General features: G+C 65.2%; 26 protein-coding genes and 4 tRNA genes. 14 read left to right on the top strand and 16 right to left on the bottom strand.

Annotated features, from left to right (window positions below; translation table 11 throughout):
- Positions 1 to 24: 24 nt before the first annotated feature.
- The 7 genes from CSAL_RS02780 to CSAL_RS02750 all read left to right on the top strand — a co-directional run bounded on the left by CSAL_RS02780 (position 25) and on the right by CSAL_RS02750 (position 6,166).
- Positions 25 to 1,215 carry a pyridoxal phosphate-dependent aminotransferase gene (locus tag CSAL_RS02780; protein ID WP_011505844.1) on the top strand — a complete coding sequence of 397 codons (1,191 nt, stop codon included), beginning with the start codon at positions 25 to 27 and terminating at the stop codon, positions 1,213 to 1,215.
- 62 nt (positions 1,216 to 1,277) lie between these two features.
- Positions 1,278 to 2,045, top strand: a complete 768-nt coding sequence (locus CSAL_RS02775) for an ABC transporter ATP-binding protein (RefSeq protein ID WP_011505843.1) — start codon at positions 1,278 to 1,280, stop codon at positions 2,043 to 2,045.
- Positions 2,046 to 2,121: 76 nt separating this feature from the next.
- The gene (locus CSAL_RS02770) at positions 2,122 to 2,910 is read left to right on the top strand and encodes a transporter substrate-binding domain-containing protein (protein WP_244846468.1); all 789 of its coding nucleotides are present in this window, start codon (positions 2,122 to 2,124) and stop codon (positions 2,908 to 2,910) included.
- Between the two features lie 66 nt (positions 2,911 to 2,976).
- Positions 2,977 to 3,681, top strand: coding sequence for an ABC transporter permease (locus CSAL_RS02765; RefSeq protein WP_011505841.1), 705 nt, complete (start codon positions 2,977 to 2,979; stop codon positions 3,679 to 3,681).
- 38 nt (positions 3,682 to 3,719) lie between these two features.
- A complete protein-coding gene (locus CSAL_RS02760) occupies positions 3,720 to 4,451 on the top strand; it encodes an ABC transporter permease (RefSeq protein ID WP_011505840.1) in 732 nt (243 codons plus the stop codon).
- A 130-nt stretch (positions 4,452 to 4,581) separates the two neighbouring features.
- Positions 4,582 to 5,553 (top strand): XdhC family protein, encoded by a 972-nt coding sequence (locus tag CSAL_RS02755; RefSeq protein WP_011505839.1) that lies wholly within the window; start codon positions 4,582 to 4,584, stop codon positions 5,551 to 5,553.
- Positions 5,543 to 6,166 (top strand): nucleotidyltransferase family protein, encoded by a 624-nt coding sequence (locus tag CSAL_RS02750; RefSeq protein WP_011505838.1) that lies wholly within the window; start codon positions 5,543 to 5,545, stop codon positions 6,164 to 6,166. Before CSAL_RS02755 ends, CSAL_RS02750 begins: the two co-directional genes overlap by 11 nt.
- Positions 6,167 to 6,182: 16 nt before the next feature.
- On the opposite strand, the gene CSAL_RS02745 is transcribed toward CSAL_RS02750, so the two are convergent.
- From CSAL_RS02745 to CSAL_RS17360, 5 genes are all read right to left on the bottom strand, one after another.
- Positions 6,183 to 8,411, bottom strand: a complete 2,229-nt coding sequence (locus tag CSAL_RS02745) for a xanthine dehydrogenase family protein molybdopterin-binding subunit (protein ID WP_011505837.1) — start codon at positions 8,409 to 8,411, stop codon at positions 6,183 to 6,185.
- 22 nt (positions 8,412 to 8,433) lie between these two features.
- On the bottom strand, positions 8,434 to 9,420 hold the full coding sequence (locus CSAL_RS02740) for an FAD binding domain-containing protein (RefSeq protein ID WP_011505836.1): 987 nt from the start codon (positions 9,418 to 9,420) through the stop codon (positions 8,434 to 8,436).
- Positions 9,417 to 10,100 (bottom strand): (2Fe-2S)-binding protein, encoded by a 684-nt coding sequence (locus CSAL_RS02735; protein ID WP_011505835.1) that lies wholly within the window; start codon positions 10,098 to 10,100, stop codon positions 9,417 to 9,419. Before CSAL_RS02735 ends, CSAL_RS02740 begins: the two co-directional genes overlap by 4 nt.
- Positions 10,101 to 10,393: 293 nt before the next feature.
- A tRNA-Thr gene (locus CSAL_RS02730) sits at positions 10,394 to 10,469 on the bottom strand.
- A gap of 404 nt (positions 10,470 to 10,873) precedes the next feature.
- On the bottom strand, positions 10,874 to 11,074 hold the full coding sequence (locus tag CSAL_RS17360; RefSeq protein WP_148266790.1) for a hypothetical protein: 201 nt from the start codon (positions 11,072 to 11,074) through the stop codon (positions 10,874 to 10,876).
- A 351-nt stretch (positions 11,075 to 11,425) separates the two neighbouring features.
- Between CSAL_RS17360 and CSAL_RS02720 the strand changes: the two genes are divergently transcribed.
- Entirely contained in the window at positions 11,426 to 13,660 is a 2,235-nt protein-coding gene (locus CSAL_RS02720; protein ID WP_011505833.1) for an NADP-dependent isocitrate dehydrogenase, read from the top strand.
- Between the two features lie 628 nt (positions 13,661 to 14,288).
- Complete coding sequence (locus CSAL_RS02715) at positions 14,289 to 14,843, top strand: flavin reductase family protein (protein WP_011505832.1); 555 nt, start codon at positions 14,289 to 14,291, stop codon at positions 14,841 to 14,843.
- Positions 14,844 to 14,950: 107 nt separating this feature from the next.
- Here CSAL_RS02715 and CSAL_RS02710 read toward each other — a convergent pair.
- From CSAL_RS02710 to CSAL_RS02680, 7 genes are all read right to left on the bottom strand, one after another.
- Positions 14,951 to 15,026: transfer RNA gene (locus CSAL_RS02710), tRNA-Thr, on the bottom strand.
- A 21-nt stretch (positions 15,027 to 15,047) separates the two neighbouring features.
- Positions 15,048 to 15,122: transfer RNA gene (locus CSAL_RS02705), tRNA-Gln, on the bottom strand.
- A gap of 6 nt (positions 15,123 to 15,128) precedes the next feature.
- Positions 15,129 to 15,204, bottom strand: a tRNA-Phe gene (locus tag CSAL_RS02700).
- A gap of 81 nt (positions 15,205 to 15,285) precedes the next feature.
- Positions 15,286 to 15,558: an oxidative damage protection protein gene (locus tag CSAL_RS02695; protein WP_011505831.1), complete on the bottom strand. Its 273-nt coding sequence runs from the start codon at positions 15,556 to 15,558 to the stop codon at positions 15,286 to 15,288.
- A 41-nt stretch (positions 15,559 to 15,599) separates the two neighbouring features.
- Positions 15,600 to 16,661 carry an A/G-specific adenine glycosylase gene (gene mutY, locus CSAL_RS02690; protein ID WP_011505830.1) on the bottom strand — a complete coding sequence of 354 codons (1,062 nt, stop codon included), beginning with the start codon at positions 16,659 to 16,661 and terminating at the stop codon, positions 15,600 to 15,602.
- A 128-nt stretch (positions 16,662 to 16,789) separates the two neighbouring features.
- Positions 16,790 to 19,159 carry an AsmA family protein gene (locus tag CSAL_RS02685; protein WP_011505829.1) on the bottom strand — a complete coding sequence of 790 codons (2,370 nt, stop codon included), beginning with the start codon at positions 19,157 to 19,159 and terminating at the stop codon, positions 16,790 to 16,792.
- A complete protein-coding gene (locus CSAL_RS02680) occupies positions 19,156 to 19,611 on the bottom strand; it encodes an acetyl-CoA sensor PanZ family protein (protein WP_011505828.1) in 456 nt (151 codons plus the stop codon). The genes CSAL_RS02685 and CSAL_RS02680 overlap by 4 nt, the downstream gene beginning before the upstream one ends.
- Positions 19,612 to 19,815: 204 nt before the next feature.
- Here CSAL_RS02680 and hisB point away from each other — a divergent pair, with 204 nt between their 5' ends.
- The 4 genes from hisB to hisF are packed head-to-tail and all read left to right on the top strand — an operon-like array spanning position 19,816 to position 22,662.
- A complete protein-coding gene (gene hisB / locus CSAL_RS02675; protein WP_011505827.1) occupies positions 19,816 to 20,409 on the top strand; it encodes an imidazoleglycerol-phosphate dehydratase HisB in 594 nt (197 codons plus the stop codon).
- Between the two features lie 26 nt (positions 20,410 to 20,435).
- Positions 20,436 to 21,077: an imidazole glycerol phosphate synthase subunit HisH gene (hisH, locus tag CSAL_RS02670; RefSeq protein ID WP_011505826.1), complete on the top strand. Its 642-nt coding sequence runs from the start codon at positions 20,436 to 20,438 to the stop codon at positions 21,075 to 21,077.
- Between the two features lie 59 nt (positions 21,078 to 21,136).
- Entirely contained in the window at positions 21,137 to 21,886 is a 750-nt protein-coding gene (hisA, locus tag CSAL_RS02665) for a 1-(5-phosphoribosyl)-5-[(5-phosphoribosylamino)methylideneamino]imidazole-4-carboxamide isomerase (protein ID WP_011505825.1), read from the top strand.
- A gap of 2 nt (positions 21,887 to 21,888) precedes the next feature.
- On the top strand, positions 21,889 to 22,662 hold the full coding sequence (gene hisF, locus CSAL_RS02660; RefSeq protein ID WP_011505824.1) for an imidazole glycerol phosphate synthase subunit HisF: 774 nt from the start codon (positions 21,889 to 21,891) through the stop codon (positions 22,660 to 22,662).
- Positions 22,663 to 22,706: 44 nt separating this feature from the next.
- On the opposite strand, the gene CSAL_RS02655 is transcribed toward hisF, so the two are convergent.
- Complete coding sequence (locus tag CSAL_RS02655) at positions 22,707 to 23,306, bottom strand: YjaG family protein (protein ID WP_011505823.1); 600 nt, start codon at positions 23,304 to 23,306, stop codon at positions 22,707 to 22,709.
- Positions 23,307 to 23,329: 23 nt separating this feature from the next.
- Complete coding sequence (locus tag CSAL_RS02650) at positions 23,330 to 23,626, bottom strand: MGMT family protein (RefSeq protein WP_011505822.1); 297 nt, start codon at positions 23,624 to 23,626, stop codon at positions 23,330 to 23,332.
- 64 nt (positions 23,627 to 23,690) lie between these two features.
- Between CSAL_RS02650 and CSAL_RS02645 the strand changes: the two genes are divergently transcribed.
- A complete protein-coding gene (locus CSAL_RS02645) occupies positions 23,691 to 24,395 on the top strand; it encodes a type 1 glutamine amidotransferase (protein ID WP_011505821.1) in 705 nt (234 codons plus the stop codon).
- A gap of 9 nt (positions 24,396 to 24,404) precedes the next feature.
- Here the strand turns inward: CSAL_RS02645 and mnmH are convergent, their stop codons facing one another.
- Together mnmH and selD are read right to left on the bottom strand one after the other, a co-directional pair.
- Positions 24,405 to 25,490: a tRNA 2-selenouridine(34) synthase MnmH gene (gene mnmH, locus CSAL_RS02640; RefSeq protein ID WP_011505820.1), complete on the bottom strand. Its 1,086-nt coding sequence runs from the start codon at positions 25,488 to 25,490 to the stop codon at positions 24,405 to 24,407.
- A complete protein-coding gene (selD, locus tag CSAL_RS02635) occupies positions 25,487 to 26,524 on the bottom strand; it encodes a selenide, water dikinase SelD (protein WP_011505819.1) in 1,038 nt (345 codons plus the stop codon). The genes mnmH and selD overlap by 4 nt, the downstream gene beginning before the upstream one ends.
- Positions 26,525 to 26,533: the final 9 nt, after the last annotated feature.

Genomic DNA, 26,533 nt, shown 5'->3' with positions numbered 1-26,533 from the left:
GGCGACCGCCAGCAAGGAGCTTGCATGCAGTATTCCCGACTGACCCAGCGCATTGCCGGCGAAGGTGCCGCCGCCTGGGACATCCACTACCGGGCCCTGGCGCGTCAGGCCGAGGGCGACGACGTCATCATCCTCTCGGTGGGCGATCCGGATTTCGCCACGCCGACGCCGATCGTCGACAGCGCGGTCGACAGCCTGCGCGCCGGCGCCACGCACTATGCCGACGTACAGGGCAAGGCCCGGCTGCGCGAGTTGATCGCGCGTCGGCACCGCCAAACCGGCGGCGCGCCGGAGACCCGGGCCGACAATGTCGCGGTCATGGCCGGCGCGCAGTGCGGCCTGTATGCGGTGGCGCAGTGCGTGCTCGACCCCGGCGACGAGGTGATCGTGCCCGAGCCGATGTACGTGACCTACGAGGCGGCCCTGCAGGCCGCGGGGGCGACCCTGGTGCGCGTGCCGTTGCGTGCGGCGAACGACTTTCAGCCCGACCCCGCGGAGTTCGCCGCCGCGGTCACGCCGCGCACCCGTGCGCTGCTGCTCAACAGTCCGCACAACCCCACCGGTCAGGTGCTGAGCCGCGACCACTGGGAGGCACTGGCCGCGTTGTGCCGCGAGCATGATCTGTGGCTGCTCTCCGACGAGGTCTATGCCGAGTTGATCCACGATGGCGAGCATCTCTCGCCGGATAGCCTCGCGGGCATGCGTGAGCGCACCGCCATCGTCAACAGCCTGTCCAAGTCGCATGCCATGACCGGCTGGCGTCTGGGCTGGGTGATCGGGCCTGGGCCTTTGATCCAGCACCTGACCCACCTGGCGCTGTGCATGCTCTACGGCAGCCCCGACTTCATCCAGGATGCCGCCTGCGAGGCCCTGGCCCACCCGCCTGCAGCGCTCGACGAGATGCGTCGCACCTACCGTACGCGCCGCGACAGCGTGCTCGAGGCCCTCGCCGACGACGATACCGTCGAGGCGCTGCGCCCCGCGGCCGGCATGTTCATGATGGTCGACATTCGCCGCACCGGGCTGTCGGCACAGGCCTTTGCCGACCGCTTGCTCGATACCCATGGCGTCTCGGTACTCGCGGGGGATGCCTTCGGCCCGTCGGCGTCCGGCTTCGTGCGCTTGAGCTTGACGGTGGATGCCGATCGCCTGCGCGAGGCCTGCCAACGCCTGGCACGCTGCGCCGCCGAGTGCCGCACGACGGCCGAGGCATGACCGCACGCGCGGCCCGGTGACGATACCCGGGCCGCTATCTTTCCACTCACTGCAGGAGGGGTATGGCTAATCACAATAACCTGGCCATCGAGGCCCGCCACCTGGTCAAGCGCTACGCCGAGCTGGAAGTCATCAAGGACGTCTCGCTCGACGTGCGCGAGGGCCACGTGGCCTCGATCATCGGCTCCAGCGGTTCCGGCAAGAGCACCTTGCTGCGCTGCATGAACCTTCTCGAGACCCCCGACAGCGGCGATCTGACCATCGCCGGAGAGTCGCTGGCCTTCTCGCCCGCTCGCCACCACCGGCCCGACCGGCGCCAGCTGCAACGCCTGCGCACGCAGGTCAGCATGGTCTTTCAGCAATTCAATCTATGGCCACACTTGAGCGTGCTCGGCAACGTGATCGAGGCGCCCATGCGCGTGCGCGGCCTGAGCAGGCGCGACGCCACATCCCTCGCCGAACATTACCTGGCGCGCGTGGGCATGGCCGACAAGCGCGATCAGTACCCCGCCTACCTCTCCGGCGGACAACAGCAGCGCGTGGCCATCGCCCGGGCCCTGGCCATGGAGCCGCGCGTGCTGCTGTTCGACGAACCCACCTCGGCGCTCGACCCGGAACTGGTCGGCGACGTGCTCGCGGTCATCCAGAGCCTCGCCGAGGAAGGCCGCACCATGCTGCTGGTCACGCACGAGATGGGCTTCGCGCGCGACGTCTCGCACCAGGTGGCGTTCCTGCATCAGGGCTGCGTCGAGGAAATCGGCACGCCGCATGATGTCTTCGAGAACGCGACCAGCGAACGCTGCCGCCAGTTCGTCTCGAGCGTGGCCTGAGCCTTTCACGTGGCGCCACCCAGGGCGCCATATCACCCCGGGCCGCACCGGCCCGATACAACAACGATGGGGAACCATGATGATCAAGCAACTGAAAGCGACCCTGATGCAGGCCACGGGCATTGTCTTGCTGGCCCTGAGCGCCACCTCGGCGATGGCGGACGAACCGCTCAAGATCGGCATCTCCGCGGAGCCCTACCCGCCGTTCACCTACAAGGATGCCGACGGCAGCTGGACCGGCTTCGAAGTCGAACTGGGCCAGGCGATCTGCGCGCAGATGGACGCCGCCTGTGAAATCACCCCGACGGGCTGGAGCGGGATCTTCCCTGCCCTCAACAGCGGCAAGATCGACATGATCATGAATTCGCTGTCGATCACCGAGAAGCGCAAGCGGGTCATCGCCTTCAGCGATCCGTACTACTTCACGCCCTCGGCGTACGTCACCGCCAAGGCCAACGACATGCAAATTCCCGAGGACCTGGACGGCAAGATTCTGGGGGTGCAGGGCTCGACCACCAACGCCACCTTCGCACGCCGCTCGCTGGCCGATACCGGGGTCGAACTCAAGGTCTACGATCAGCAGGAACAAGCCAACCGCGACCTGCTCGCCGGACGCGTCGATGCCATCCTTGCCGACGAGATCGCCATGACGGAATTCGTCGAGCGCGACTCAGCGCAGGACTTCGAGATCCGCGCCATCGCACCGCGTGACGATGCCTTCGGCAACGGTGTGGGCATCGGTCTGCGCCAGGAAGACGACGCCCTGCGCGACAAGCTCAACGCCGCGATCGCCAGCGTGCTCGACAACGGCCGCTGCGCCGAGCTCTCCCAGCAGTACTTCGGCACCGACATCTGCGGCGGTTGATCCGCCTCGCGATCCTCCGGCCGGGCCTGCCCGGCCGGTCCCGTTCCGACACTGCGAGATTCGACCATGCCAAGCGATCCTACCGATGGCCTGCTGGAATGGCTCGGCCCGATCCTGCAAGGCGCCCTGGTAACCCTGGAAATCGCCTTGCTGGCTTACGCCATCGGGCTCGGCCTGGGGCTCGTCGGCGCCACGGCCCGGCTCAGCCCCTGGCGCCCCCTGCGCGCCCTGGGGACGGCGTACTCCACTCTGGTGCGCGCCATTCCCGAACTGCTGTTGATCATCCTGCTGTACTACGCCGGCAGCCAGGCGCTCAATGCCCTGCTCGCCGAACTCGGCGGCGACATGCACATCGAGATCAGCGGTTTCGTCACTGCCGTGGGCGTGCTCGCCTTCGTGCAGGGCGCCTACATGACCGAAGTCTTCCGCGGTGCCATCCAGGCGATACCGCGCGGGCAGCTGGAAGCCGCCGATGCCTACGGCTTTTCGCGCCCGACCCGTTTTCACCGCATCGTGCTGCCCGCCATGCTGCCCAACGCCCTGCCCGGGATGTCCAACCTGTGGCTGATCCTGGTCAAGGACACCGCGTTGATCAGCGTGATCGGTTTCGAGGAGCTGTTCTTCACCGCCCAGCAGGCGGCCGCCAGCACGCGCGACTATGCCCTGTTCTACGCATTCGCCGGCGCGCTGTATCTGGTCATGACGCTGGGCTCCAACGCCTTGTTCGCCCGCGCGGAGCGCTACGTCCGGCGCGGCCAGCCCAGCACCTAGTCGACACCGACTAGCCCGTATCGAGGAGTATCCCTGCCATGGACTTTTCCTGGCTGACCGATCCGTTCTATCAAAAGGCCCTGTGGACCGGCTTCGTCAACACCTTGTGGCTGGTCGCCGTGTCGGCCGTCTGCGGTTTCGCGCTGGCGGTGGTGTTCGCCGTGACCCGCCTGCGCGGTCCCCGTCCGCTGGCGATGCTGGTCACCGGTGTGACCACGGTGGTACGTGGCACGCCCTTGCTCGTGCAACTGTTCTTTTTCTACGACGGGGTCGGGCGCCTGCTGCCGGAAATTCCCGGCGTGCGCGAGAGTCTGATCTGGCCGTTGCTGCGGGACCCGTTCTTCTATGGCGCGCTGACCTTCACGCTGAGCGTCGGCGCCTACACGGGCGAGGTGCTGCGCGGCGCCCTCTTGAGCGTGCCCGAGGGGGAGCTGGCTGCGGGGCGCGCCTTCGGCCTGAACCGTTGGCAGATTCTCTATCGGCTGTGGCTGCCGCGCGCCATCCAGATGTGTCTGCCCACGCTGACCGGCGAGCTGATCCTGCTGCTCAAGTCGGTGCCGCTGGTCTCGACCATCGCGCTGATGGATCTGCTCAAGGCCGCCAACATGGTGCGCGACGAAACCTTCCTGGTGTACGAGCCGCTCTTGCTCATCGCCGGTATCTATCTCGCCCTGACCCTGGTGCTCACCAGCGTGATGCGTCTCATCGAGCAGCGCTTCCCAGGCGCTCGCCCCGCCGCTCCCAGGCGCCGGCGCCTGCTGCCCGGCTAGCCGGCGCGCGTACGCCGAGGTGTTACAATGAGCGCCACGCAGGCAAGCGTCTGCCAAGGAAACATCGTGCGGCCAACGCATCGGAGCCACACGATGTTCGACGTTCATTGTTCGATGGGACGCCTCGCGCATGCAGCACTTGGATTTACAGGTCATCGAAAAGGCCCTGGCCTGGACACGTGCCGGTGAGACGGTCTGGCTGTGCACGGTGCTGGCGACGTTCGGCTCGTCGCCCCGCGAGCCGGGCTCGCTATTCGTCGCGCGCGGGGACGGCCGCCATGCAGGCTCCTTGTCGGGCGGCTGCATCGAGGAGGATTTCCTCGAACGCCTGAGGCGCGGGGACTTCGAGGCGCCGATCACCACGCTGCGCTACGGCGACGGGCATGCCGACGGGCCGTCGGTGACGCTGCCCTGCGATGGCATTCTCGACGTCCTGATCGAGCGCCTGCCGGCGACGCCGGCATCGCTGGCTCATCTCGAAGCCGTGCAGGACGTGCTGGGCGGCCGGCACCCGGCCGTCCGCGACATCGACCTCGCCACGGGCGCGGCGACGCTCGTCGAGGACGACGGCAATGGACCCAGGGTGACGTGCGATGCGCATCACGCCCGGGTGCGCCTCGGCCCCGTGGCGCGCCTGATCGTGGCAGGTGTGTCGCCGGTAGCAATCGCCTGCGCCGAATTCGCATGCGCGATGGGATTCGAGGTCATCGTCTGCGACCCGCGCGAAGAGGCATGGGAAGACGTGGCGCTTCCCGGGGTACGCACGCGACGCGAGCTGCCCAGCACCTTCATTGCTTCGGGCGCGAGCCACGCGGCGACGGCCATCGTCGCCCTGACCCACGACCCGCGCCTGGATGACCTGACCATGATCGAGGCCGTGCGCACGCCGGCGTTCTACATCGGGGTCATGGGCTCGCAACGCACCTCGACGGCCCGTGCCGAGCGCCTGGCACGCATCGGCGGGCTCAGCGAGGAAGAAATCGCACGTCTGCACATGCCCATCGGCCTGGCACTCGGGAGCAGGACACCCGCCGAAATCGCGCTGGCGGTCATGGCCGATATCGTGCGCGTGAGACGCGGCAAGGCACGCGATGCCCTGTAAGCGCGTGGTCGCCGTGATCATGGCCGCCGGAAGCTCGCGGCGTTTCGGAGAGCAGGACAAGCGCCGCGCCCTGCTGGCAGGGGGCGAGACGCTGCTCAACGCCTCCTTCGCGCGTGCGGTCGAGGCCTTCACTCACTGTCGCGTGGTGCTGCGCGATACCGAGACGCCGGCGCATCTCGGCCTGGCCGAGCACGCGTCCGTGATCGGTGTCGCACACGCCGACCGCGGGCTGGGTACCAGCCTGGCCGAGGCCTTCGCGACGCTTGCAGGGGACCCGTCACTCGCCGACGTTCAGGCGGCCGCGATACTGCTCGGCGACATGCCCGCCATTCGCGCCGACACGCTGCGCCGCGTGCAGCACATGGCCGATACCGCACACATAATTCGCCCCCGGCATGCCGGCCGCCCCGGCCACCCGGTACTGTTCGGACGCGATTTCTGGCCGGCGCTCACGCACCTGGACGGGGATAGCGGGGCGCGGCGACTCATCCACCAGCACCCCGAACGCTGCCGGACGATCGATGTCGAGGATCCCGGCATTCTGCTGGACGTCGATACGCCTTCGGACCTGCAACACCTCGCGACGCCCGCTGGCGGCGGCGCGAGGCACTGAGATCAGCCGACGCGCCTCAGGCGCTTTGCGCCTGGGGTACGTCGTCCATCAGCTTGTCGAGGGTGATCGGCAGTTCGCGAATGCGCTTGCCGGTGGCATGGTGCACCGCATTGCCGATGGCAGCCGCAAGCCCGGTGATGCCGATCTCGCCGATACCGCGCGCACCGTACTCGTTGAACGCCAGGTCCGGGTAATCGAGCAGGATGACGTCGATCTCCGGCTGATCGGCGTGTACCGGCACCACGTACTCGGCATAGTCGTTGTTCACGGGACGACCGTTGCGCTCGTCGTACTCGGTGGCTTCGAACAGCCCCATGCCGATGCCCATGACGACCGCGCCCTCGACCTGATTGCGCGCCGTGGTTTCGTTGATCACGCGGCCCACGTCGATGGCACTGACCACGCGCGACACGCGCAGGTGAGAAATGCCCGGATCCCAGCGCACCTCGACGAAATGAGCACCGAAGGAGCGATAGGAGTATTGCGAGTCGGCGGCCTCGGTATGCGCTTCGCCGTCGGCGCTGCCGTAACGCGCGGCGTCGAGGACCTCGGCGAAGCTCGCCTGCTTGCCGCCGGCATTGCGCAGGCCGCCGTCCACGACGTCCAGCTCGTCGCTGGACGCCCCGGCGAAGACACCGTTGTCGCCGGTGGCGTAGCGCTTCATCTCGTCGAGGGCATTGCGCGCCGCCCCGGCGATGGCCGGCAGGGTCGTCGCCGTGGCCCAGGAGCCGCCGGAGATCGGTCCGTCCGGATAGGAGGAATCGCCCAGCTTGACGGTGATACGGTCGATCGGGATGCCGGTCACGTCGCTCACCGCCTGCGCCACGATGGTGTAGGTGCCGGTGCCGATGTCCTGTGTCGCGCAGGAGGCAAAGGCGGTGCCATCGGCACGCAGCGACACGCGTGCATCGCAGGGGCGCTTCAGCGCTTCCCAATTGCAGGCTGCCATGCCATAGCCGATGATCTCGCGCCCCTCGCGCATGCTGCCGATCCGTGGATTGCGGTCGGCCCAGCCGAATGTCTCCGCCGCCCGATTCGTTGCTTCGACGATGTGGTTGCTGGAGAAATCCAGATCCTGACTTTCGTCGCGCTCGGCATAATTGTCGAGCCGGAACTGCACCGGATCGACACCCGCCGCCAGCGCCATCTCGTCGATCGCCGACTCCAGCGCGAACAGCCCCGGCGCCGCGCCGGGCGCACGCATCGACGTGGGAGTGCCGCGATTCACCTGGGTCGTGGCATGGCTCACCGTCAGGTTGGGACAGCTGTAGAGGCTTTTGGTCACGCTGCCGCAGGTTTCCACGTACTGATCGGTGAACGACGTGGTGTTGATCGATTCGTGACGCAGCGAGACCAGCCTGCCGTTGGCATCGGTGGCCAGGCGCATGCGCTGACGCGTTTCGGGGCGATGCCCGGTAGTGGTGAACATCTGCTGACGCGGCACGACGAGCTGCACCGGGCGTCCCACTTCACGCGCCACGGCGGCGGTGGCGACGGCGTGTGGCCAGGTCCACAGCTTGCTGCCGAATCCCGAGCCGATGTACGGCGCATGCACCGTGATGCGCTCAGGAGCGATGGCGAAGATCTTGGACAGTGCATTGCGCTCGACCACGACCCCTTGCGAGGCATCATAGATGGTCAGATTGCCCTGCGCGTCCCAGTACGCCACGGAGGCATGCATCTCCATCGGGTTATGGGTTTCCACCGGGGTGTGATAGGTGACGTCGATGCTCGCTGCCGCGTCTTCGAACGCCCCGGACGCATCTCCCCGAGAGTGATTGCCGCTACCTGCCTGCGTGCCATTGTCGTCGAGTCCCTGGGCGAGATTGGCGACGGCCGACTCAGAGGCGTATTCCACCTCGACGTGGCGCGCGGCGGCACGCGCGTTCTCGAAGCTGTCGGCGACCACGAGCGCCACGAACTGGCCCTCGTAGTACACACGCTCGTCCTCGAACGGCAGCCGAGTTTCTTCCACCTTGTTGCCCTGCGCGAAGCTCGACGGCGTCCGGTACAGCGACGGGAAATGCCCATGATGGAAGATATCGATGACGCCCGGCATCCGCTTCGCCTCATCGACCTTGATCCGTGCCACCTTGCCCTTGGCGATGGTACTGAACACCCCATAGCCGTACGCCATGTCGGCCGGCAGGTTGTCGGCGGCATAGTTGGCGCGGCCGGCGAGCTTGTCCGGGCCGTCGATGCGCGGCACGCCCGCGCCGATGATGCTGTGCTGTTTGTCGCTCATGGTCGGTTCTCCTCGCGGGCGATCAGGCGGCGGTCAGGTCGGACAGATTGCGCACGATGGCCTGCTGGCCGAGCGGAATCTTGTAGCCGTTCTGGGAATAGGCCGTGGCCTTCTCGAAGGCCAGCCTGGCGGCATCCGCAAAGAGCGCTTCGCTGGCGGTCCTGCCCTTGAGCGCCGCTTCCACTTCCGGCGCCCGCCAGGGCTTGGTGCCGACACCCCCCATGGCCACTCGGGCCTCGCGGATGATGTCGCCGTCCATGCGCACGATCACCGCGCTGGAGGCGAGCGCGAACTGATAGGACTGACGGTCGCGCAACTTGAGATAGGCGGACCGGCTCCCGTGGATCGGCGCCTCGAGAACCACATGGGTGATCAACTCGCCCGGCTCGAGCGCATGCTCGCGGGCCGGCGTGTCACCGGGCAGCAGATGGAAGTCGCCGAAGTCGATCTCGCGCGAGCCTTCCGGCCCCTGCACCTCGACCGTGGCGCCGATCGCCGCCATCGCCACGCACATGTCCGAGGGATGCGTGGCGATGCAGGCGTCGCTGGTACCGAGCACGGCATGGACGGTCCGATTGACACCGCCGATCGCCGCGCAACCACTGCCGGGCTCGCGCTTGTTGCAGGCGGAGACGCCATCGCGGAAATAGGGACAGCGCACCCGCTGCATGATGTTGCCGCCGGTGGTGGCCTTGTTGCGCAGTTGTGTCGAGGCCCCTGCCAGCAGGGCCTGGGACAGCACGGCATAATCCTCGACCACACGCTCGTCCCGCGCCAGCGCAGTATTGGTCACCATCGCGCCGATGCGCAGCCGCCCATCGTCGAGGCGCTCGATGGTCGTGAGATCGACGCCGTTGATATCGACCACCTTCTGCGGCTGCATCACGTCGAGCTTGACCAGGTCCAGCAGTGTGGTGCCGCCTGCCAGAAAGGCGGCATCGCGATCGCTGCCATGCGCCGCGACAGCTTGTTGCGGGCTTTCGGCGCGGGCGTAATCGAAATGTCTCATGCCTTGCCTCCCTGGACGGCGCCTCGAGCTGACTGGATAGCCGCGACGATGTTCTTGTAGGCGCCGCAACGGCAGATATTGCCGCTCATCGCCTCGCGCACGTCGGCATCGCTGGTACCGATGTCGTCATCCTGCAGGACTGCCAGCGCGCTCATCATCTGACCCGCCGTGCAGTAACCGCACTGATAGGCGTCATGCTCGAGAAACGCCTGCTGCAACGGATGCTGCTGGCCGCCCTTTTCGAGCCCTTCGACGGTCGTGATCTCGTCGCCGTCGTGAGTCACGGCGAGGCTCAAGCAGGAATTGATGGACGTGCCGTTGACCAGGATCGTGCAGGCGCCGCACTGACCGTGATCGCAGCCTTTCTTGGTGCCGGTCAATTGCAGGCCGTGACGCAACGCATCGAGCAGGATCACGTTGGGTGCGACATCGAGCTGATGGCGACGTCCATTGACGGTCAGGGTGATGCGCCGTGCCCCCTCGGCGGGCGGTGCGTCGGTCTGCGTATCGGGATCGTCCGGCGAGCCGGCGTAACTCACCGATGACAACGCCGGCGCAGCGGCCACCGCCAACCCGGAAGCCCCCGCAGTCTTCAGGAAGTGGCGCCGCGACGGCGATGCCGGTTGTCGCGTGGGATCGTAATACGAGACCTCGGCCTCGAGATGTTCGCGGTCATCCATGTCGTATCCTCACCATTCGCCAGCCAGGGCTGGGGGTCCGTCTTCGGCGAGCGATTACCGGGCATCGGTGCACGCCCACCGACGTAAAATAGTCTGCGGGCCGAAAACCGTGTCAGGCGGTTCGGCCAACCTTAACGTTAGGAGACGCGTCGGATAGCCGCAAAGCTAGGGCGCTAACTTCAGAGAAACGGAGCATGATGCCAGAGGATCAGGCATGAAATACCGAGCACATGGGGCGGGAACGCAAGACCGCCGCCCGTAAACATCGTGGCGGCGGTCTGCAGGTAGCTGGTTGGTGCCGGTGAGTGGACTCGAACCACCGACCTACGCATTACGAGTGCGTTGCTCTTCCGACTGAGCTACACCGGCAGCGGCACAAAATGGTAGTCAGGATAGCGTCACTCGACAAGGCCCTGGAGCCACACACCGCGCTGCCGGCGAGGTGAACGCCGACAACGCGACAAGGGCAGGACCTTGCGGTCCTGCCCTTGTAACTTGTACAGAAGTTTATCCGTACAACGTGCTCGGTTCCCTATGAGCAGCTTTGTCGGCATCCATGCCTGTCATTAAGCGCATGTGCGCAGTACACCCACGTTGTCTTCCTGACTCGGCGAATTCCGTCACCCAGCTTCCCAGCCGGTTGAGAGCAACTTTGATTCCCTGAGCCACTTCCCTGTGGCCGTTACCCCCAGCGACAGTGAAAAGTTATACAAGGTTTGACACCGTGTCAAATCGAGAAAGCAATTATTCGTCGACAAACGACTCGCAGCGACCTAAGACGGCATCACTGGCATGGTCAGCAGCAACCACAAATACACCGCAATCAGCGACGCCACCACTGCGGCGATGGCCCAGGCCATGCGCTCGCGAGTCGCCTTGTCCCGGGCCGTCAGATGCTTCAACGCCAGCCGGGCACACCACCACACCGCCACCAGCACTGCCAGGGGAATGCCAATACCGATCAGAACTGTCATCTCGTGTCTCATCTCGCAGGCGATATTCGGAATACGGAATCGAGCCGAAAGTCTCGCAACGGCTGCCGCGACCGGCAAGCCCATCGCGGCAGCGGCGAACGATTGTCGACAGTGCATATGCGCAACAAACGCTGCACTGGTATAATCCGACTCGACCGCTGGGTCGCCGGCACCGTGACGGGCCACCGAATTCATCTTCTGCATGATGGTCCAAGCGCCTTCGCGGGCACCGCACCATCGCCGGGCGAGCAAGGCTGCCCATGATCGCCGGTCAGTACTTGTATCGTCCCAAGCCAACCCGCACCGCTGAAGATTCGTGCAACAGCAGTGACAAGAGAGGTCAATATCCAAATGTCCAACACGCCGAAGATCATCTACACGCTTACCGATGAAGCCCCTGCGCTGGCGACCCACTCCCTGCTACCGATCATCGCCGCTTACACCAGTACCGCCGGCGTCAGCGTCGAAACCCGCGACATTTCACTGGCCGGCCGTATCCTGGCGCAATTTCCGGACCTGCTCAGCGACGAGCAGCGCGTCAGCGACGATCTGAGCGAACTCGGCGAGCTGGCCAAGACGCCGGAAGCCAACATCATCAAGCTGCCCAACATCAGCGCCTCCGGCCCGCAGCTCAAGGCTGCCATCAAGGAACTGCAGAGCCAGGGCTACCCCCTGCCGGATTATCCGGACGAGCCCTCCAGCGACGAAGAAAAGGCGATCAAGGCCGCCTACGACAAGGCCAAGGGTAGTGCGGTCAACCCGGTGCTGCGCGAAGGCAACTCCGATCGCCGCGCCCCGCAGTCCGTCAAGAACTACGCTCGCAAGTACCCGCATCGCATGGGCGAGTGGAGTGCCGATTCCCAGTCTCATGTCGCGCACATGAGCGAGGGGGACTTCTACGGCAGCGAGCAATCCGCCGTGATCGCTCAGGCCGGCAAGCTCAAGATCGAGCTCCAGCAGAAAGACGGCACCCGCACGGTGCTGAAGGAGAACCTGGCGGTTCAGGAAGGCGAGGTCGTGGATGCCGCTCGCATGAGCAGCCGCCGCCTGCGCAACTTCATCGACAGCGAGATCAAGGACGCCAAGAAGCGCGGCGTACTGTTCTCGCTGCACCTCAAGGCGACCATGATGAAGGTCTCGGACCCGATCATGTTCGGCATGGTGGTCGAGGAATTCTACAAGGACGTGCTCGAGAAGCATGCCGACGCCCTCAAGCTGGCCGGCTTCAGCCCCAACAGCGGCATCGGCGATCTCTACAGTGCCATCCAGTCGCTGCCCAGCGAACAGCAGGACGCGATCACCAGCGACATCGACGCTCTCTACAAAGAGCGCCCGCCGATGGCGATGGTCAACTCGCACAAGGGCATCACCAACCTGCATGTTCCCTCTGATGTGATCATCGACGCCTCCATGCCGGCAATGATTCGCGACTCGGGCAAGATGTGGGGAGCCGACGACGCCCTGCACGACGCCAAGGCAGTGATTCCCGACCGTTGCTACGCCGGCATCTACCAGGTCGTGATCGATGACTGCAAGCAGAACGGTGCCTTCGACCCGACCACCATGGGCAGCGTTCCCAACGTCGGCCTGATGGCACAGAAGGCCGAAGAGTACGGCTCTCACGACAAGACCTTCCAGATCCCGGCCGATGGCACCGTGGTCGTCACCGACGAAAACGGTCAGCAGCTGTTCAGCCACGACGTGGAAGCCGGCGATATCTGGCGCATGTGCCAGACCAAGGACGCGCCGATCCAGGATTGGGTCAAGCTCGCCGTCACGCGGGCTCGTGACAGCGGTAGCCCTGCCGTCTTCTGGCTGGACCCTCAGCGTGCTCACGACGCACAGTTGATCAAGAAGGTCGAAAGCTACCTCGAGGACCATGACACCAGTGGCCTCGACATTCGCATCATGGCGCCGGAAGACGCGATGCGCTTCTCTCTCGAACGCATTCGCAAGGGCGAGGACACCATCTCGGTCACCGGGAACGTGCTGCGCGACTACCTGACCGACTTGTTCCCGATCATGGAGCTCGGCACCAGTGCCAAGATGCTCTCCATCGTACCGCTGATGGAAGGCGGCGGGCTGTTCGAGACCGGTGCCGGCGGCAGCGCGCCCAAGCACGTGCAGCAGTTGCTGGAAGAGAACCACCTGCGCTGGGACTCGCTGGGTGAATTCCTGGCACTTGCCGCTTCGCTCGAGCACCTCGGCAAGACCTATGGCAACACCAAGGCCAAGGTTCTCGGCAAGACACTCGATCAGGCGACCGGCAAGTTCCTCGACGCGGACAAGTCACCCAAGCGCAAGGTCGGCGAGCTGGATAACCGCGGCAGCCACTTCTATCTCTCGCTCTACTGGTCCCAGGCGCTGGCCGCTCAGGATGAAGATGCCGAGCTGAAGGAGCAGTTCACCGAACTGGCCAAGTCGCTCGAAGCGGACGAAGCCAAGATCGTCAATGAACTCAACGAGGTGCAGGGCAAGCCGGTGGACATCCACGGCTACTACCATCCCGATCATGAGCTGGCCAGCAAGGCGATGCGCCCCAGCGCCACGCTGAACGCGGCTCTGGACGCACTCATGCAGCGTTGATGGCACTGCCCGAGCCAGCGGCGCCGGTTCGCACAGCCAGGCACTGATCAGCAGGCCCATGCTCCAGCATGGGCCTGTTGCGTTGGCCCCCTGGCAGCATGCGACGGACCGAAAAAAGCCCTCCACGAAGGGAGGGCCAAAACGTAGTACGCAGTGTGTGAGCCACTACGCGATGGAATCGGACATCCTTGCAGGTTCCTCGCCATCCATGGCTCACGATTACAAAAGATAACACATTAGCGACGTATCGTTTACCGACATCCGATACTTTTTCAGTAAGCTTCTGACTACATCAAGCGTCAGCACCTGCGATACCTGCGATCCACCGGGCGGTTTCTCGGATGATGAATAGTATCCGAGTCCGATTGTCGGGTATTTAACCTGGATCAATCTAGTCCCCCTCTCGCTATGTCACTGTGGTCGCCGTCGAGCAGGGAAGCGACCTTGATGCCCAAGCATCGCGCACAGGGACGTGTGGCAAGTCGCAGGGAGCTCGACAGGACACTGCAATGACGCAACGTCCGCAGCCCGGCCTCGGCCGGGCTTATTTATGTCTGGACCTCGTCAACGCCTTCTTCTACCACGATGATCTATTTTAGTCGGGGTACCATAGTTGCCAGGAGAAGGTATGACACCCCGCAAGACCAACTTCCCACTCGATCAATGCCGCTGTCATCTGGAAACCGGCCCCATCGTACTGGTGGGCTCGCAATGGCAGGCAGAGCGCAACCTGATAGTGATAGGCTGGCACATGATGCTCGGCTTCACGCCGGCACACTTCGGTTGCCTGATCACCGCCGCCAATCACAGCCACCGCCTCGTGCGCGGAAGCCGCGAGTGCACGATCAACATACCGACACTGGAACTGATCGACGCCGTGGTCGGGGTGGGCAATAGCGATGGTGATGCGCTCGATAAGTTCGATGCCTTCGGGCTGACACCGACACCGGGCAAGATCGTCTCAGCGCCACTCGTGGAGGAATGCTATGCCAGCTTCGAATGCCGCCTGGTCGACGACAGCCAGATAGACCGCCACGAGCTTTTCATCTGGGAGATCGTCAAAGCCCATGTCGATACCTCGTTCGACCTTGCCCGCACACTGCACTACCGCGGTCACGGCCGCTTCATGGTTGCCGGCGACGAGGTCGACCGCTCGGCGGATTTCAGGGTGCAGAATTTGTAATGCTTGAATTAGCGCTGTGGACACTTGGTTGACACATACAAAAAAACCGCCCTGATAGGCGGTTTCTTTCAAGGCCAAAAAAGCCTTTTAAATCAATATCTAAGCTATGGTGCCGACACCAGGAGTCGAACCCGGGACCTACTGATTACAAGTCAGTTGCTCTACCAACTGAGCTATGTCGGCATAGCATAGAAACGTTGGCGATGGCTGGGGTAGCAGGACTCGAACCTGCGAATGCCGATACCAAAAACCGGTGCCTTACCACTTGGCTATACCCCAGCAATGTGGTGGCCAGAGACGGAATCGAACCGCCGACACGAGGATTTTCAATCCACTGCTCTACCGACTGAGCTATCTGGCCCTTGCCAACGGGGACGTATTAAACCGAATTCCTCGGCGTGGGTCAAGTCTTTTCATTTCAAAAAGATGCCGACCACCGGGCCTATTGGCTCGGAGGCACGTAGCCCTCGGCCTGATCGGTCTCGCGGTTGTCCAGAAAGCGCTCCATCTGCTCCATGAGATAAGCGCGCGCATCGGGGTCCAGCAGGCTGAGATGCTTTTCGTTGATCAGACGGGTCTGCAGCGCCTGCCACTCATCCCACGCTTGCTTGGAAACGGTCTGCTGGATCTCCTGGCCCTTGGCGCCGGGAAGCGGCGGAAACGGCAGGGCATCGAGTTCCTTCTGGTACTTGCGGCAAAAGACGGTATCGCTCATGGCGCTGGCTCCTGAAAGTTGCGGTTCGTCATGGCACGGTTTCAAGTAACGGCTTGATCGAGCAGCGTCTTGACCGGTGCGGCCAATCCTACACTAGCCGGGGCCTGCACGTCGTACCACAATTCGCCCGTCTCGCCGACGCTGCTGAATGGCTCGTGCAGACGCGCGGGAGACGGCGTGATCACCAGCCGGAAGTGGCTGAACGTGTGCGTGAAGGCGGCACCGTCCGCTTCGCGTTGAGCCCGTGGAAAGCGCTGGTCGAGCCAGGCACGCAACGCCGCTTCGTCATCGAATTGCGGCAAGCTCCATAGCCCGCCCCACAGACCGCTCGCGGGCCGCTGCTGAAGGAACACGCGGCCCTCCGGGTCACGCAGTACCAGCATCCGCGTGGTACGTTCGGGCAGTGTCTTGCGCGGCTTGGATTCGGGGAAGCGCGTTTCCTCGCCACGCGCATGCGCCACGCACACATCGTTGAAGGGGCATAACAGACACGCGGGCTTGCCGCGGGTGCACAGCGTCGCTCCCACATCCATCATCGCCTGGGTGTAATCGGGCAGACGCTCCTCGGGCGTGTAACGCTCCGCCAGCACCCAGAGCTCACGCTCCACCGCCGGCCGACCGGGCCAGCCTTCCACGCCGTGCAGGCGAGTCAGCACACGCTTGACGTTACCGTCGAGAATCGGCGCGCGCCGGCCGGTACTGATGCTGATGATGGCGCCGGCCGTGGAGCGGCCGATGCCGGGAAGCGTGGACAGCGCCTCGACGCTGTCCACGGGGAATTCGCCGCCATGTTCCTCCACCACGACACGAGCAGCCTTGTGGAGGTTGCGGGCACGTGCGTAGTAGCCCAGGCCCGTCCACAAGTGCAGCACCTCGTCTTGCGGCGCCTCGGCCAGGGCAAACACATCGGGAAAGCGATCCATGAAGCGCTGGTAATATGGGATTACCGTGGCGACCTGGGTCTGCTGCAGCATGATTTCCGAGACCCAGACACGGTAGGGCGTCTTGTCGAACTGCCAGGGCAGCGTCTTGCGTCCATGCTCGTCGAACCATGCGAAGAGCCGCTGACGAAAGGCCTCGGCGGTAAGCGGAATGTCCTGCATTGTGCGTTATCGTCCAGACGGCGAAGACGCCGTCAAGCCATGGATGTCAGGTGTGAAGGTGTCAGGCACGACGGATACCAAAAAAAGCGCCGACGGGTGTCGGCGCAGGGACTGGCTTTGGGCTTTGCTCACTTGAATAGACCACGCAACTTGTCCCCGAGTTCCTTGGAGGCACCTTCACCCAGCGTTTCATCGATCTTGCGTGCGGTCTCGCTGTCGAGATGCTTGTCCAGCGCCTCGTCGACTTCCTCGCCGACCTCTCGCTTGGCCTTGTCCTCGGCCAGTGCCTCCAGCGTGTCCTGGAAGGCCTCGCGGTCGAAGCGGCACCATTCCTCCGGCGCTTCGCCCAGGCGGCCTTCACAATGCACCGGCAGGCTGACCTGCTGCAGGCGCGAGGTGACACGGCACGCCTGCTGGTCCGCCGTGTCGATGAAGCGCGCCTTGACGTCATAGTCGAAACGCTCGGTGGGAATGTTGAACGTCCCCGCTCCGGTCATCTCGATGCCCGGAATGCGAATCGTGAGGTCGTCGTTACGTGCCACGCCATCGGTGATATCGAGCGTGGCCGAGAGCGTATCGAAGGGTGTGTCCTCGCTCCACTCGCGATCCGAGCGCTCTCCATCGAGCAACGCTGCTGCCGTGCACAATTGCTTCGACACATTGACGTCGAGCATGGCGCCGTCGTCGATGCGCAATGACGCCGTGCCATTCAGGTGACGCTTGAGCGATTCGAGCCGGTTGGTACGCGAGGTCACGTCGCTCTCCAGGTTGAGACGGCCCCGCAACGGTGACGTCTCGCCAGTGGCATCCGCGTAGAGCGGCGCGATCTGTACATTGGAGAGCGATTCCGTGAACGCCATGCGCAGGGGCGACTGGCGCAGGTCCAGGCTACCCTGGGCATCGAGCGTGCCTTCGTAGAGCTTGGCGGTCAGCGATTCCAGGCGCTGCCGGCCGTCGCTGCCGGCAGCGCGCAGCGCGACGTCCGTCAGCGTCATGCCCTTGAGCATCATGGTGTCCAATGCCAGTTGACCATCGAGCGTCAGGCCGGACAGCCACTCGACGGGCAGCAGCTCCGCGCCCTCGGCGGCCGCATACGCCGGGGCGACGCCCAGCGTCTCGAGCAAGGCCGCCGTGTCCTCGGCGTCAGCTGCATCGTCCTCGTTACGGGACGCGGCGGCAGGCGGAAGGTAGGCATCCAGGTCGAGACGCTCGCCTTGCAGGTCGAAGCTCAGCCACTGGCCATCGAAGCCGGCCCCCAGCTCGCCGGTGAAGGTTTCCCCGTCGAGCAGCAGGCTCAGGTTCGAGAAATTGATACGCTCGAGGTCGCCGTGCACCGGGCTGGTGAACGCCACCTCGCTCAGCGCCTTGTCGTCGCCGGTTTCCGGCAGGGCCTCGAAACGCGTGAGCCAGTCACGCAGCGACAGGGGCGACAATTTGAGCTGGCCGGTATACTCCGGCGCACCGAGCAGGTCGGTAAAGCTCAGCGTCCCCGTGAGGTCCAGGTCATCATCGCCGCTCAGGGCAATGTCGCGCAGCTGTGCCGTTTGCGCATCGAGGTCGGCCTCGCCGTCGAACCCGAGGCTCAGTCCCAGGGGCTTGCCGTCCACGGCAGGATGGTGCAGGCGAGTATTCAGTCGGGCATCGTCGATCCGGTAATGCTGCCGCTGGGTCTCGGCCAGCAGATGGCCGATCTGCAGGTTGAGGCCCTGCGCCTGCTCGGAGAGCGCCGGCCACTGCGTGCTGGTTTCCAGGGTCACCTTGTTCAACTCATAGCGACCGTCGCTCAGGCCGAGGCGCACCCGACTCTTGAAGTTGACGTCGCTGGTCAGCGCAGGCGCCTGGCGTTCGAGCTCGAACGCCATCTGCAGGGGAAACGCCGCATCGGGGCTGACGTTACTGCCGTCCAGGCTGAGGCCCGACAGCGTCAGATCGAGGCCGCGCTGCGCATCGCGATAGTGCACGAGGCTGTCACGGACCTGGACACTTGCGATATCCAGCGCCACCGGCAGGCTGTCGGCGTTCTGATCGAGCCCGGGCCCTGCCGAGGCAGGCGCCAGGGCACGCTCCGCCTGGTCACCGCCGTTTTCCAGGCGGTCGAGCAGGACTTGCCAGTTCCCCCGGCCCTGGGCGTCGCGTTCCAGGTTGAGGCGCATGCCATCCAGTGTCAGCCCCTCCACGGCGACCTCGCCGGAAAGCAGCGGCGCGAATGCCACGCTGACCTCGGCGCGCTCGAATGCCGCGAAGGGCGCCTCTTCATGTGGCTGCTCGGGCAACCAGGCCTCGGCCTGTTCGACGCTGAAGCCCAGGCGCGGATAGAACGACCACGCCAGCTGCCCTTCCAGGTTGAGATCCAGGCCGCTCTGTTCGCGCACCGCCTCGACGAGGCGCGGCTTGAGGTCGTTGGGATCAAAGAAGGTGGTGATGTAAACCACGGCGCCGACCACGATCAGGGCCAACACCCCGACCACCGCCAATAATGCTCTCAGCAGCGCTCTCATCGGCGCCCTCCCTCTGACGCTAATGAATGGAATTCGTAATACGCCCCGTCGGCAGCGGGATGATAGCCGAGCCGAGTCAACAACAACTGGTCACCCATCATCAGTACCGTGCTCGGCACGCGCGGTGTGCAGGCTTCGTCTCGCGCCCGCTCGGCAATGAGCATCAAGAGACGCGAGCCCACGCCGCGATGGCGGGTTTCGGCACGTACGCAGAAATGCGATACCCACCATACGCCCTTTTCACGTTGCACGGCGACGGCGCCCAGACGCCGCGCATTGAACAATGCGCAGCAAAAGGTTCCTCCCTGGGCGAAATGCGCCTCGATGAAACGGTCGACGGGCGCGGGAAGGCGCTCGGCAGGAGCATCGCGGTAGATGCGCGCGAGATCCTGCGCCACCTGGGAATCCGTTTCCCACTGGGCGCGGTCGATTTCCTGCAAGGTCACCGGCATGCTGGCTCTCCCTGGACGATCTCCCTGGCCCCTGTCACGGACCCTCGAGCGATGGTGATGGGACGCGGGAATCGCCCCTGAACTCCCGGCATTGTAGCGGATGGCCGGGGCGATTCTCTATAATGACCGTTCCATGGCGCCGCGAGCCTTGCGCACCCGTCTTCATCGCGCGCCCCGTTCACGTTCGAAGTGCTGGAGATCCCCATGGCCGAGCGCGTCGCCACCGTGTCCCGCGACACCCACGAAACCCAGATCCAGGTGCACGTCAACCTCGACGGTCAGGGTCATTTCCAATGCGAGACCGGCGTGGCGTTCCTCGATCACATGCTCGACCAGGTCGCCCGGCACGGCCTGATCGATCTCGACATCCACGCCAAGGGCGACCTGCACATCGATGACCACCATACCGTCGAGGATCTGGGCATCACCCTGGGCCAGGCCGTCGCCCAGGCCATCGGCGACAAACGTGGCATCCGCCGTTACGGTCACGCCTACGTGCCGCTCGACGAAGCCCTGTCCCGCGTGGTGGTGGACTTCTCCGGGCGCCCCGGGTTGAGCATGGACGTCGAGTTCACGCGTGCCAGCATCGGCCGCTTCGACACGCAACTGTTCTGGGAGTTCTTCCAGGGGTTCGTCAATCACGCCCAGGTGACGCTGCATATCGACAACCTAAAGGGCTTCAACGCCCATCATCAGGCGGAAACCATCTTCAAGGCCTTCGGCCGTGCACTGCGCATGGCAGTGGAGCCCGACCCCCGCATGGCCGGGCGGATGCCCTCCACCAAAGGCAGCCTGTGAGGCTCTCATCACGCTAAGGAGCGAGCATGACGATCGCTGTCATCGATTACGGCATGGGCAATCTACACTCCGTCGCCAAGGCGCTGGAGCACGTCACGCATGAAAACGTGGTCATCACCGACGACTCGCGCAGCATCCGGGGCGCCAGCCGTCTGGTCCTGCCGGGCCAGGGGGCGATTCGCGACTGCATGAGCGAACTGCAGCGCAACGACCTGCAGGGCCTGGTGCAGGAGATCCTGCGTGCCCAGGGCAAGCCGCTGCTCGGCATCTGCGTCGGGCAGCAGATGCTGATGGAGGAAAGCGAGGAAAACGGCGGCGTGCCCTGTCTGGGCTACCTGCCCGGCCGCGTGCGGCATTTCGGGCGAGACCTGCATGACATCGACGGCCAGCGCCTGAAGGTCCCGCACATGGGCTGGAACCGTGTCACGCAGCGCCACGCGCACCCGCTCTGGGCGGGTATCGACGATGGCGCCCGCTTCTATTTCGTGCATAGCTACTATGTCGAGGCGCAAGAGGACGGCGATGTCTTCGGCACCACCGACTACGCCGGCCTGACGCCCCATGTCGCGACCGGGCGCGGCCCCGTCTTCGCCGTGCAGTTCCACCCCGAGAAGAGCGCCCACGACGGGCTGCGCTTGCTCGAGAATTTCGTCAACTGGGCTCCCTGAGCGCCCGCGCCGGACACGCCGCCCCAGGCGGCGCTACACGCATACCGAGAGGACACGTCATGCTGGTGATTCCCGCCATCGATCTCAAGGACGGCCAGTGCGTCCGCCTCAAGCAGGGGCGTATGGACGACTCGACCACCTACGGCGACGACCCGGTGGCCATGGCGGCGCGCTGGGTCGAGACCGGTGCCCGCCGCCTGCATCTGGTGGACCTCAACGGCGCCTTCGAAGGCAAGCCGGTGAACGCCGAGGCGGTAACCGCCATCGCCCGCGCGTACCCCGACTTGCCGATCCAGATCGGGGGCGGCATTCGCACCGCCGAGACCATCGAGGCATATCTCGAAGCGGGGGTTTCCTATGTGATCATCGGCACGCAGGCCGTCAAGGAGCCGGCATTCGTCGGCGAGATGTGCCGGCGCTTTCCGGGCCACGTGATCGTCGGGCTCGATGCCCGCGACGGCTATGTCGCCACCGATGGCTGGGCGGAGGTCTCGACGCTCAAGGCCGTGGACCTGGCCAAGCGTTTCGCCGACGACGGCGTCTCGTCGATCGTGTACACGGATATCGCCCGCGACGGCATGATGCAGGGCGTCAACATCGCCGCGACCGCCGAGCTGGCCCGCGAAGGCGGCCTGCCGGTCATCGCCTCGGGTGGCGTCACCCATCTGGGCGATATCGAAGCCCTGCTCGAGGTCGCGGATGCCGGTATCCTCGGCGCCATCACCGGCCGGGCCATCTATGAAGGCAAGCTCGACGTCGCCGAGGCCCAGCGCCTGTGCGACGCCCAACTGGCAACCCGGAGGAGCTGATCATGGCGCTCGCCAAACGCATCATCCCCTGTCTCGATGTCGATGCCGGTCGCGTGGTCAAGGGCGTCAACTTCGTCGGCATCCGCGATGCCGGCGATCCCGTCGAGGTCGCCAAACGCTACAATCAGCAAGGCGCCGACGAGATCACCTTCCTCGACATTACCGCCAGCGTCGAGGACCGCGGCACCACGGTGGAAATGGTCGAGCGCATCGCCGGCGAAGTCTTCATCCCGCTGACGGTGGGCGGCGGCATTCGTACCTGCGACGACATCCGCACCATGCTCAACGCGGGTGCCGACAAGGTGTCGATCAACACCGCGGCGGTCACCCATCCCGAGTTCGTGCATGAAGCGGCGGAGCGCTTTGGCAGCCAGTGCATCGTCGTGGCCATCGATGCCAAGCGGGTCAGTGCCGAGGGCGAGACGCCGCGCTGGGAGATCTTCACTCATGGCGGCCGTACCCCGACCGGACTGGATGCAGTGGAGTGGGCGCGCAAGATGGTCGACCTCGGTGCGGGCGAGCTGCTGCTGACCAGCATGGACCGCGACGGCACCAAGGCCGGCTTCGACATCGGCGTGACACGCGCCATTGCCGACGCCGTCAGCGTGCCGGTGATCGCTTCCGGCGGCGTCGGGGACCTGGATCACCTGGTCGCCGGCGTGAAGGAAGGCGGCGCCGATGCCGTCCTTGCCGCCAGCATCTTTCACTTCGGCGAGTACACCATCCCCGACGCCAAGCGCTACATGGCCGAACATGGCATCGAGATGCGCCTGTAGCGCGGCTGCCGAATCCGTACGGGGCCTCCATGCCCCGATGCTCGTCAAGCGTCGGCGCTGAGCCCCAGGTTGCTGACACCTTCGTTGCGCCCCAGACGCCGCAGTGCCTTGAGCGCGTCGCGCGTCAGCGGGGCTTCGACGCACTCCAGCACCGCCTCCTGGAAACCGTGTTCGTCGTCCATCAGCGGATGCTCGCGGACACGGGCCGCCAAACGCTCGGCGTCGTCGTCTTCCGCGCCATCGGTCATCTCGATGTAGGCATGCACGCCATCGCGCGACAGGCGGCTAACGTCGCGTGGAGCCTCGGGCGCCTCGCCGCGCAGCGCATCGAGCAACGCCGCCATCGCCATGACCACCTCCACCGCACGCCTCGCGCCGAAGCTGCCATCGCTTTCCGGCGGCTCCTGCGCGGCGAGCTTCTCGGCCTGCTTGTCGAAATCGATCGCCGCGTCCTTCACGGCCAGCGCTTCCCACGCCAGGTCGAGCACGTTGCGCAGCACCTTCGGATCGCCAACGCCGCTCATCTCGGCATACAGCGCATAGTTGGGCCACATGCGCTCGATCAAGGCCGCCATGAAGGCCAGTCGGCCACGGCTGGGCAGTGCTTCCAGGCGCGCATGGAAGCCGCCGGCGGACGATGTCATATCTGCATTCCTCCATGGCCACGTCAGGGCCAGAGCAAGTCTTCGGGGACGCGGCCACGGGCATCGAAGACGATCCCCTCGGCGCGCAGTTTCTCGTGCTGGCGCACCGCGCCGGTATGCTCGGTGACCCGCCGACTGGCATTGATCACCCGGTGCCATGGCAGTCCATGGCCGCTGGGCAAGTGGCGCATGGCACTTCCCACCATGCGCGCCGTGGCGGCGTCGGTCATCCCCGCCACTCGGCCATACGTGGTGACCCGCCCCTCGGGGATCTGGGCCACGATGGTATAGATCTGTTCAAGCACCTCGGCACGCGGCATGCTACATCTCCTGAGCCAGCCCCCGCTTGCCGGGGGCGAAAAGCTTTACCATCATGGGCGCATCATGCATATCTACTTTCTGCAACACGCGGACTTCCTCGGCCCGGCACGTTTCGCCGATTGGCTCACGGGCATGGGGCACAGCCACAATACCTGCCATCTATACGCCGACGAAGCACCGCCCGGTTTCGACAATTTCGATGCCTTGATCGTCCTGGATGCGCCCTTCGGCCTGCACGAGGCCCCGCCCGACTGGCTCAAGCGCGAGCGCAAGCTGATCGCGCGCGTGCTCAAGAGCGGCAAGCCCCTGCTCGGTGTCGGCGTCGGCGCCCAGTTGATCGCCGAAGCCCTGGGAGCCATCGTCTCGCCGGGCACCTATGCCGAACGCGGCTGGCAACGCATCACGCTGGCAGACGACAGCCCCTTCGACCTTCCCGAGCAATTCGAGGCGTTCCTCTGGCATCGCGATATCTTCGGGCTGCCGGAGGATGCCCTGCCCCTGGGCGCCAGCGCCGCGAGCCCGCTGCAGGGCTTCGCCTGGGACGGTGGCCGGGTGCTGGCCCTGCAATGCCACCTGGAGGCGACCGCCGACGCCGTCGAGGCACGCTACGCACACGCCGACACCCTCGACGACCCGCGTTCGACCGCGCGCGACACCTACCTGCAATCGCGCGAGGCGGTACTCGAGAATCCGCGTCGCTTCGACCGTCTGGCCCCCTTGCTCGACCGCGTGATGGTCGACTGGATGCGCCATGCACGCACGCCGTGACAGCAAGCACTAGCGAGGCAGCGCAGCCGACCAGTCACGCGCGAACGCCAGACAGCTCTCCCAGTCACCGACATGCAAGGCCTCATACGGTGACTGCTCGAGCTGGTAGCGATACATGGGATCGTAGTATTCGAGCATCAAGGGCGCGAGCCAGGCTTCATGCGCCTGGGTGTTGCCACGCTGGTGCTCGCGAAAGGCCAGCGCCTGCAGGCGTTGCAGGCGCTGGAAGCGCGCGCTTCCCAAGCGCTTGCGCACGCGCTTGAGGGCACTGGAAAGCTGCTTGCGCATGAGCGACCAGCCCAGCCATTCCCCGTAATGATCGCGATAGGTCCGCCACAGGGTATCGATATAGTCCTTGCGAATCTGCTCGAGGCGCCAGTCCAGCGGCATCTCCACCCGAATGCGGGGGGCCGTTTCCATGGTCTGCCAGAAGGACAGGGGGATATCCAACTGCCCGATCATGCGCGACTCGTCTTCCACCACGCAGCCGTGCGTGGCATGCGACAGCGCCGCGCCCAGCGCATGTTCGAAATCGATCTGCGAGGGGCCTTGCAGGGGATGCCGACCGAACGCCGATCCTTTGTGCCGGGCATGACCTTCCAGGTCGATACCGACGTCGAGGGACTGGACCAGCTCGGTCTTGGCGCAACCGGTCAGGCCGGCGACGACCAGCACAGGGCGCGCGGCCGCCGCCTCGATCTCGGCGTTCACGCACTGGCGCATGGCCTTCCAGCCGCCCTGGATGCGAGGCAGCGTGATGCCTGCCTCCTGTAGCCATTGCTGCGCGATGCGTGAACGCAAGCCACCCCGGAAACAGTAGATCACGGCATCGGGATGACGCTCGGCAAAGGCCCGCCAAGCCGCCACGCGACGCGCCTTGAGGTCACCGTCGACCAGGCGCTCGCCCAGCGCGATGGCGGCTCCCTGGCCGGCTTCCTTGTAGCGGATGCCCACGGCGTGCCGCTCGGCATCGTCCATCAGGGGAAGGTTGACGGCCCCGGGCAAGGCGCCCCTGGCGAACTCCACCGGGGCACGCACATCGATCAGGGGACGTTCGAGCAGGGCCATCTCCGGTGCGAGGTGCGGCAGGCTCACCCGCGCACCTCGATCAGGCTGGCACCGTCAGCAGGCCGCATTTCGCCGAAAGCTTCCAGCGCGAGGCCATGCTGACGCCCGATGCGTTCGACATCGTCCGCCCAGGCCGGATCGACGCTGAGCAGCAGCCCTCCCGAGGTCTGCGGGTCGCAGAGCCACTGCCAGTGCGCAGCATCCATGTCCGGCAAGGCCGTTCCCAGCGCCTGGCGATTGCGATGCGTTCCACCGGGCACCGCACCGCGCCGACGATAGGCCTCGGCCTCGGCGAGGCGCGGCAGCTTGGCGAAATTGATCCGTGCCTTGAGGCCGCTTGCCTGGCACACCTCGCTGAGATGCCCCGCCAACCCGAAGCCGGTGACATCGGTCATGGCATGCACACCCTGCACCTTGGCCAGCTCGATCCCGATGCGGTTGGCCTTGAGCATGGTCTTGCGAGCCAGCTCCTGATGGCCGGGCGCCAGCCAGCCACGCTTCTCGGCGGTGGTCAGCAGGCCCACGCCCAGCGGCTTGGTGAGATACAGCAGATCCCCGGGCTTGGCATGGCTGTTGAGCTTGAGATGCTCGAGATCCACCAGCCCGTTCACCGACAGGCCGAAGATCGGCTCGGGGGCATCGATGGAGTGCCCACCTGCCAGGGCCAGGCCGAGCTCGCGGCAGATCGACTGCGCACCGCCCACGACATCGCCGGCGATTTCGGCGGCCAGCGTGTCGATCGGCCACCCCAGGATGCCCAGCGCCATGATCGGCGTGCCGCCCATGGCGTAAACGTCGCTGATCGCGTTGATCGCGGCGATGCGCCCGAAGTCGAAGGGGTCGTCGACGATGGGCATGAAGAAATCGGTCGTCGAAATCAGTCCCCGGCCGTCCCCCAGGTCATAGACGGCAGCATCCTCGCGCCCCTGATTGCCGACGATCAGGCGCTTGTCGCTGGCTCCGGGACCTGCCTTGGCGAGGATACTGTCGAGCACGTCGGGGGCGATCTTGCAGCCACAACCGGCGCCGTGGCTGTATTGCGTCAGGCGGATGGCACTCATGCAGCACTC

Source organism: Chromohalobacter israelensis DSM 3043 (assembly GCF_000055785.1).
Lineage (GTDB): Bacteria > Pseudomonadota > Gammaproteobacteria > Pseudomonadales > Halomonadaceae > Chromohalobacter > Chromohalobacter israelensis.
Note: the sequence above shows the minus strand (reverse complement) of the source record. Positions and strands in the feature narration are given on the sequence as shown.

Excerpts from the sequence above, each read along its gene's own strand:
- CSAL_RS02780 (WP_011505844.1), top strand. The coding sequence starts at position 25 with ATGCAGTATTCCCGACTGACCCAGCGCATTGCCGGCGAAGGTGCCGCC.
- CSAL_RS02775 (WP_011505843.1), top strand. The coding sequence starts at position 1,278 with ATGGCTAATCACAATAACCTGGCCATCGAGGCCCGCCACCTGGTCAAG.
- CSAL_RS02770 (WP_244846468.1), top strand. The coding sequence starts at position 2,122 with ATGATGATCAAGCAACTGAAAGCGACCCTGATGCAGGCCACGGGCATT.
- CSAL_RS02765 (WP_011505841.1), top strand. The coding sequence starts at position 2,977 with ATGCCAAGCGATCCTACCGATGGCCTGCTGGAATGGCTCGGCCCGATC.
- CSAL_RS02760 (WP_011505840.1), top strand. The coding sequence starts at position 3,720 with ATGGACTTTTCCTGGCTGACCGATCCGTTCTATCAAAAGGCCCTGTGG.
- CSAL_RS02755 (WP_011505839.1), top strand. The coding sequence starts at position 4,582 with ATGCAGCACTTGGATTTACAGGTCATCGAAAAGGCCCTGGCCTGGACA.
- CSAL_RS02750 (WP_011505838.1), top strand. The coding sequence starts at position 5,543 with ATGCCCTGTAAGCGCGTGGTCGCCGTGATCATGGCCGCCGGAAGCTCG.
- CSAL_RS02745 (WP_011505837.1), bottom strand. The coding sequence starts at position 8,411 with ATGAGCGACAAACAGCACAGCATCATCGGCGCGGGCGTGCCGCGCATC.
- CSAL_RS02740 (WP_011505836.1), bottom strand. The coding sequence starts at position 9,420 with ATGAGACATTTCGATTACGCCCGCGCCGAAAGCCCGCAACAAGCTGTC.
- CSAL_RS02735 (WP_011505835.1), bottom strand. The coding sequence starts at position 10,100 with ATGGATGACCGCGAACATCTCGAGGCCGAGGTCTCGTATTACGATCCC.
- CSAL_RS17360 (WP_148266790.1), bottom strand. The coding sequence starts at position 11,074 with ATGACAGTTCTGATCGGTATTGGCATTCCCCTGGCAGTGCTGGTGGCG.
- CSAL_RS02720 (WP_011505833.1), top strand. The coding sequence starts at position 11,426 with ATGTCCAACACGCCGAAGATCATCTACACGCTTACCGATGAAGCCCCT.
- CSAL_RS02715 (WP_011505832.1), top strand. The coding sequence starts at position 14,289 with ATGACACCCCGCAAGACCAACTTCCCACTCGATCAATGCCGCTGTCAT.
- CSAL_RS02695 (WP_011505831.1), bottom strand. The coding sequence starts at position 15,558 with ATGAGCGATACCGTCTTTTGCCGCAAGTACCAGAAGGAACTCGATGCC.
- mutY (WP_011505830.1), bottom strand. The coding sequence starts at position 16,661 with ATGCAGGACATTCCGCTTACCGCCGAGGCCTTTCGTCAGCGGCTCTTC.
- CSAL_RS02685 (WP_011505829.1), bottom strand. The coding sequence starts at position 19,159 with ATGAGAGCGCTGCTGAGAGCATTATTGGCGGTGGTCGGGGTGTTGGCC.
- CSAL_RS02680 (WP_011505828.1), bottom strand. The coding sequence starts at position 19,611 with ATGCCGGTGACCTTGCAGGAAATCGACCGCGCCCAGTGGGAAACGGAT.
- hisB (WP_011505827.1), top strand. The coding sequence starts at position 19,816 with ATGGCCGAGCGCGTCGCCACCGTGTCCCGCGACACCCACGAAACCCAG.
- hisH (WP_011505826.1), top strand. The coding sequence starts at position 20,436 with ATGACGATCGCTGTCATCGATTACGGCATGGGCAATCTACACTCCGTC.
- hisA (WP_011505825.1), top strand. The coding sequence starts at position 21,137 with ATGCTGGTGATTCCCGCCATCGATCTCAAGGACGGCCAGTGCGTCCGC.
- hisF (WP_011505824.1), top strand. The coding sequence starts at position 21,889 with ATGGCGCTCGCCAAACGCATCATCCCCTGTCTCGATGTCGATGCCGGT.
- CSAL_RS02655 (WP_011505823.1), bottom strand. The coding sequence starts at position 23,306 with ATGACATCGTCCGCCGGCGGCTTCCATGCGCGCCTGGAAGCACTGCCC.
- CSAL_RS02650 (WP_011505822.1), bottom strand. The coding sequence starts at position 23,626 with ATGCCGCGTGCCGAGGTGCTTGAACAGATCTATACCATCGTGGCCCAG.
- CSAL_RS02645 (WP_011505821.1), top strand. The coding sequence starts at position 23,691 with ATGCATATCTACTTTCTGCAACACGCGGACTTCCTCGGCCCGGCACGT.
- selD (WP_011505819.1), bottom strand. The coding sequence starts at position 26,524 with ATGAGTGCCATCCGCCTGACGCAATACAGCCACGGCGCCGGTTGTGGC.